Source organism: Cesiribacter andamanensis AMV16, from assembly GCF_000348925.1.
GTDB lineage: Bacteria > Bacteroidota > Bacteroidia > Cytophagales > Cyclobacteriaceae > Cesiribacter > Cesiribacter andamanensis.
This window is the reverse complement of sequence record NZ_AODQ01000196.1, coordinates 1-5,276: the sequence shown is the minus strand read 5'-3', so window position 1 is coordinate 5,276 and position 5,276 is coordinate 1. Positions and strand designations below refer to the sequence as shown.

Annotated in this window: 5 protein-coding genes; 1 reads left to right on the top strand and 4 read right to left on the bottom strand. The window is 55.8% G+C overall.

Translation table 11 applies throughout. The features are described from left to right. Positions 1-5: 5 nt before the first annotated feature. On the bottom strand, positions 6-1,409 hold the full coding sequence (locus ADICEAN_RS20125; RefSeq protein ID WP_161622745.1) for a DUF5005 domain-containing protein: 1,404 nt from the start codon (positions 1,407-1,409) through the stop codon (positions 6-8). Between the two features lie 295 nt (positions 1,410-1,704). On the opposite strand from ADICEAN_RS20125, the gene ADICEAN_RS20120 reads away from it, so the two are divergent. Next, positions 1,705-2,439, top strand: a complete 735-nt coding sequence (locus tag ADICEAN_RS20120) for a GntR family transcriptional regulator (RefSeq protein ID WP_009197514.1) — start codon at positions 1,705-1,707, stop codon at positions 2,437-2,439. A 62-nt stretch (positions 2,440-2,501) separates the two neighbouring features. On the opposite strand, the gene ADICEAN_RS20115 is transcribed toward ADICEAN_RS20120, so the two are convergent. The 3 genes from ADICEAN_RS20115 to ADICEAN_RS20105 form a co-directional block, all read right to left on the bottom strand. After that, a complete protein-coding gene (locus tag ADICEAN_RS20115; protein WP_009197513.1) occupies positions 2,502-3,455 on the bottom strand; it encodes a YihY/virulence factor BrkB family protein in 954 nt (317 codons plus the stop codon). 101 nt (positions 3,456-3,556) lie between these two features. Continuing rightward, positions 3,557-4,423, bottom strand: coding sequence for a fumarylacetoacetate hydrolase family protein (locus ADICEAN_RS20110; RefSeq protein ID WP_009197512.1), 867 nt, complete (start codon positions 4,421-4,423; stop codon positions 3,557-3,559). A gap of 162 nt (positions 4,424-4,585) precedes the next feature. Continuing rightward, a partial coding sequence (locus tag ADICEAN_RS20105; RefSeq protein ID WP_040398509.1) for an SDR family NAD(P)-dependent oxidoreductase occupies positions 4,586-5,276 on the bottom strand: 691 nt, incomplete at its 5' end.

The following is a 5,276-nucleotide window of genomic DNA, read 5'->3' as shown; positions in this document are numbered from 1 at the left end:
AGTTGTTAGGGAATCAGGATACGGGCTACTCCCCGTTTGCCGGGGGAGCGTACCTGCAGCAGGTAAAGCCCGCTGGCCGGAAGCCGCAGGCTGGTTGTGCCGGTCCCTTGCTGTTGCTGCTCCAGCACCAGCCGGCCCTGCAGATCGTATACCCGCAGCTGCAAAGGGCCGCCCGGCTGGGCATCGCCAATCGTTACCTGCACCTGCCGGCCAGCGGCGGGGTTGGGGTACACCTCCAGCTTCTCAAAGGAGGTATAGCCCTGGAGCAGCCCCGTAGGCTCGGCCGGAAAGTAGCGGTCGGGGATCTGCAGGGCGGGGTCCAGGTAGGTAAGGGGCAGCCGGATAAACTTGGGCCGGTAACCATCGGCATTGCGGCGGTCCCGGAAGGCATCCTGGCATTCGTTCTGGCAGCTCACCCCCTGCACCCCGTTGTTGGCCAGGCCATTGACATTATAGGAGATCAGCAGCTCGTTGTTGCGGATAAACTGCGGATGGGCCGTGGCATTGTAGGTGACCCAGTATTCGCCCCGGTACTGGTCTTCAATGGTGTAAACAAGCTTTTTATTGGTAAAGGGTCCCTCGGGCGAGCTGCTCTCCCAGGCGTAAATCTCCCGGCCATAGCCGCATGTGAGAAAACCAATATCCTGTGAGATCATAAAGTACTTGTCTTGCAGTTTGAACACACTAAAGCTGGGCGACACATAATCATCCTCACTGGCCATCAGCTGCTGGGCGGCGGCGGCATCGGCCACCCAACCGGTACCGTCAAAGAATTCCCAGGGGCCGGTGATATCCCCATCAAGGGGTACCCGGGCCAGCAGGGGACGGTGGATGATCCAGTCCTTTACCTGCCCGTAGAGGTAGCGGTACCCGGTGTCGGTATCGGTGAGTACGGCATTGCCCCACTCTACCCCAGCTGGCAGGGGCAGTCTTACCAGTTCTTTAATAGCGGAGGCATCCCGGGGATCCCGGTTATCCATTTTGGCCAGATAGGTGCCTGCATGGGCCATTTCAAACCCCGTATAGGCCAGCCAGAACACATAGGTAGTATCGCCCTGGCTGTAGCCATGCCCCGGCCAGAAGTACAGGCTTTCATTAGAGAGATCCTTTACGGGGGTACGCTGCTTGCCAATGCGGGTCCGGTCCAGGATAAGGGTAAAGTCGGTGGGCTGCTCCATATCCTGCACCAGCATGGAGTTGTTTACCTGAAAGAGGCAGGGCATGCTGTTGTCGGAGGCCCGGTAATCATCCAGGTGCGTATCGCCAAAGAGCCAGAGCGAGCGGTTGTTGGGCAGAGGTACCGAAATAGTAGCATCTGAGGCGATCCAGCCCTCTACCTGCCGGAAATATTGGGTAAAGGCCTCGTCTTTATAGGCCGGCGACTGGGCCTGCAGGTCTGTAGATACCAACAGGAGTACGTAAAGCAGGAGGCAGCAGGGGTATTTCATGAACAGCGGCAAAAAGGAACAGCGCTTAAGTTACTACGTATGAACATATGAACAAACTAATTCCCTGCATTTCCTTCGCTTGCCGACAAACGCCTTAGCATTCATCAGCAGCAGCGGTGCTTTAGGATGCAAGAGTTAGATTTTACCGGAATTTGCCCTTTCAGCTCTTCAAGAGTACAAATCCTGCACTATAGTAGTTATACTAGCGCTTTATGCCGGGATTTTTTATATTTGTTTGAACAAAAAGACATAACTAGTGGAAACACCCATTGCCATCGACCACAACAGCCATTTACCCCTTCATGTGCAGGTAGAAAATCTGTTGCGGGAAATGATCAAGGAACCGGCCTACCAGAATGGCAAGTTACTCCCCAAAGAGGTAGACCTGGCCAAGCGCCTGGGCATTTCCCGCAACACCATCCGGCAGGCCACCAACAAACTGGTGCACGAAAATCTGCTGGATCGCAAAAAAGGGGTAGGCACCAAAGTGCTGAAAAAAGGGGTGACCACCAAGCTGGACAACTGGTTCAGCTTCTCCAAGGAGATGCACAAAAAGGGCATCGATTTTAAGAACTATAAGATAGAAGTAAGCTGGGTAATGGCCGATGAGGAAGTGACCTCCGCCCTGCAGGTGAAAAAAGGCACCAAAATTCTGAAACTGGAGCGCCTGAAGGGCTATGACGAGGGGCCCTTTGTGTACTTTATCTCTTATTTCCATCCCCGCGTGGGCATGACGGGCAACGAGGATTTTAACGGCTACCTCTACGACATTCTGGAAAACGACTACCACACCGTACCCTCCATCTCCAAGGAAGAAATATCGGCCATGCTGGCCGATAGCAAGCTGGCCAAGCTACTGGCCATGAAATCGGGCGAGCCCATTCTGTTCCGCAAGCGCCTGGTGTGCGACCCCGGCGACCGGCCCATTGAGTACAACCTGGGCTACTACCGGGCCGATAAGTTCAAGTACACCATCGACATCAAGCGCTAAGGGGTATACCCACCTCTTTTCGGCCGATTTTTACTCAAAGAAACCGGCTTTTTTTGTACCCCCTAAAAGCTATCGGCCTTCTTGCCCTTTACTTCCTTCTGGCTGCCGTCCTGGTCGGTCTCTACTTTCTTCATCTCTACCTTTACGGCATTGTCGGCCGGGCGTATACCGCGGTCGTGGTGCCGGGAATAGACCTGGGTAAACTCAGCCCCGAACAGAAAGATAATGGAGGTATAATACACCCATACCAGGATCATCACCAGGGCACCGGCCGCTCCATAGGTATCGGCCAGGGGGTCGTGCTGCAGCACAATGTTGATCACAAACTTGCCAATGGTGAATAAAAGGGCCGTCACCGTTGCTCCCACCCAGGTATTGCTCCAACGTATCTTGGCATCGGGCAACACCTTAAAGATGATGGCGAAAATAAGGATGCTGATGCCCAGGGAGACCAGAAAATTACCGGCAGTGATCAGGTATACGGCAATGCCCGAAAGGGCCTCGCGCAGGTAGTCGTTCAGCAGGCCCAGCAGCACATCTACCGAAAGGGATACCAGCAGCAAAAACCCCATGCTCACCACCATGGCCAGCGACAGTACCCGGTTAATGATCATCTTAACCCAGCCTTTTTCGGGTTTGGCCTCCACCTGCCACATGGCATTAAGGGCATTTTGCAGCGCTACAAACACGGTGGTGGCACTAAAGATCATGACGGCTATGCCTATGATGGTACCAATAGTGGTGGCCTCCGACTGCTCGGCATTTTCGATAATGCTCTGCACCTGCTCGGCACTACCCCGCCCTATGATGCCACTGGTCTGGTTGACGATCTCGCCCCGTACAGCCTCCTCCCCAAAAGCCGTGGTGGCAATGCGGATGGTAATGATCAGGACCGCCGGCAGCGAAAAAATGGTATAAAACGCAATAATGGCGGCATAATCCATGGGGTTATCGTCAAAGAAATCGGTAAAAGTTTCTTTGGTGATGGTCCAGGTACTTTGCATTCGTTTATACATCGCTAAAAAAATTTAGTACCCCCACCAGAACACCCCTTCTGCCTATTGGGGACTCTCTGTGGGAATAGGCTACTATACGAAAACTGTCCGACCAGGGGTCGTTAATGTCCGCCCTTTTGAAAGGCCTGCACCAGCTGCCGGGCCTCGCCCAGCCCCTTAATGCCCAGTTCCACCACATCGCCGGCCTTCAGATACCGGGGGGGCTTCATGCCCAGGCCTACGCCGGCCGGGGTGCCGGTAGAGATAATATCGCCCGGCAAAAGGGTCATAAACTGGCTTACATAGGCAATCAGCTGGGGAACTTTAAAGATCAGTTCGGCGGTGCTGCCATCCTGCATCAGCTGGCCGTTTACCTTTAGCCAGAGGCGCAGCGCATCCACATTGCCAAGCTGCTCGGGGGTTACCAGGTAGGGACCCAGGGGCGCAAAGGTATCGCAGCTTTTGCCCTTTACCCACTGGCCGCCGCGCTCCAGCTGAAAGGCTCGCTCGCTGTAGTCGTTGTGCAGCACATAGCCGGCCACATAGTCCGGGGCCTCGGCCTCCGACACATTGCTGGCCCTTCTGCCGATCACTACGGCCAGTTCCACCTCCCAGTCCAGCTTTTCGGCTCCTCTGGGGATGACCACTGCATCGTTTGGTCCGCACAGGGCAGTGGTGGATTTAAAGAACAGGATGGGTTCCTGCGGAGGGGTTGCGCCCGATTCCCGGGCATGGTCGGCATAGTTGAGGCCAATGCAGATGATCTTGGAAGGACGTGCCACCGGCGGACCAAAGCGCATTCCCTCTTCGGGCAGCTGGGACAGCCCGGCCCCCTTTTCGGCCAGAAAGGCCTGCAGGCGGTTTAGGCCATCGGTCTCAAAAAACGCTTCGTTGTAATCTTCGCCAAAAGCAGATAGATCATAATGCTTGTGGCCAATGCAGAGCCCGGGTTTTTCCTGTCCGGGGGCGCCAAATCTGAATAGTTTCATGGGTGGTCGGGTATGAGGGGTGAGGTATCGGATATCAGGTAGGGGGTTTGCTGGTTTTTACGCGGGTTCGAGCCTGTGGCTCGGATCCAGATCCAGTAGGGTGAGGGCCGGGCGAGACGCGCGAACCAGCGAAATAGATTGCCTGCTATGCGCTCCAGTACGTTAGGTATTCAGGGTGGTAAATCCGCCATCGATGGGGTAATCGCAGCCGGTGATAAAGCCAGCCTCGTCGGAGCAGAGGTAGAGCGCCAGGGCGGCTATTTCCTCGGGCCTGCCCATGCGGCCGATGGGCTGGGTTTTGGAGAGCTTGTCGAACATCTCCTGCTCCTGGCCCGGGTAGTTCTTGGCGATAAAGCCATCCACAAAGGGGGTATGCACCCGCGCCGGCGAAATGCTGTTGCAGCGAATGTTGCTGCTCAGGTAATCTTTGGCTACGGATAGCGTCATGGCCGCCATGGCCCCCTTGCTCATGCTGTAGGCAAAGCGGTCGGGCAGGCCCACCAGGGCGGCTATGGAGGCCACATTCAGCACCACCCCACCCCCTGCGGCTTTCATGAGAGGTACAGCCGCCAGCAGGCAGTTGTAGGCGCCTTTGATGTTTACCTGGTAGATGCGGTCGAAGGCCTCTTCGGTGGTGGCCTCCAGATTGCCTACATGGGCGATGCCGGCATTGTTCACCAGAATCTGGGGGGTACCAATTTGCGCAAATACCGCCAGTACCTCAGCCTGCCGGCTGATATCGCACCGATGGAAGTGGGCACTACCCCCTTCGGCCGCAATTTCCGCGCAGGTCTGACGGGCAGCCTCTTCAGAAACATCCAAAATATGAACCTCGGCGCCCTGCCGGGCAAAG

What these genes read in the sequence shown, in the direction of transcription:
- ADICEAN_RS20115 (WP_009197513.1), bottom strand. Translation starts at nt 3,455, where the DNA reads ATGTATAAACGAATGCAAAGTACCTGGACCATCACCAAAGAAACTTTT.
- ADICEAN_RS20110 (WP_009197512.1), bottom strand. Translation starts at nt 4,423, where the DNA reads ATGAAACTATTCAGATTTGGCGCCCCCGGACAGGAAAAACCCGGGCTC.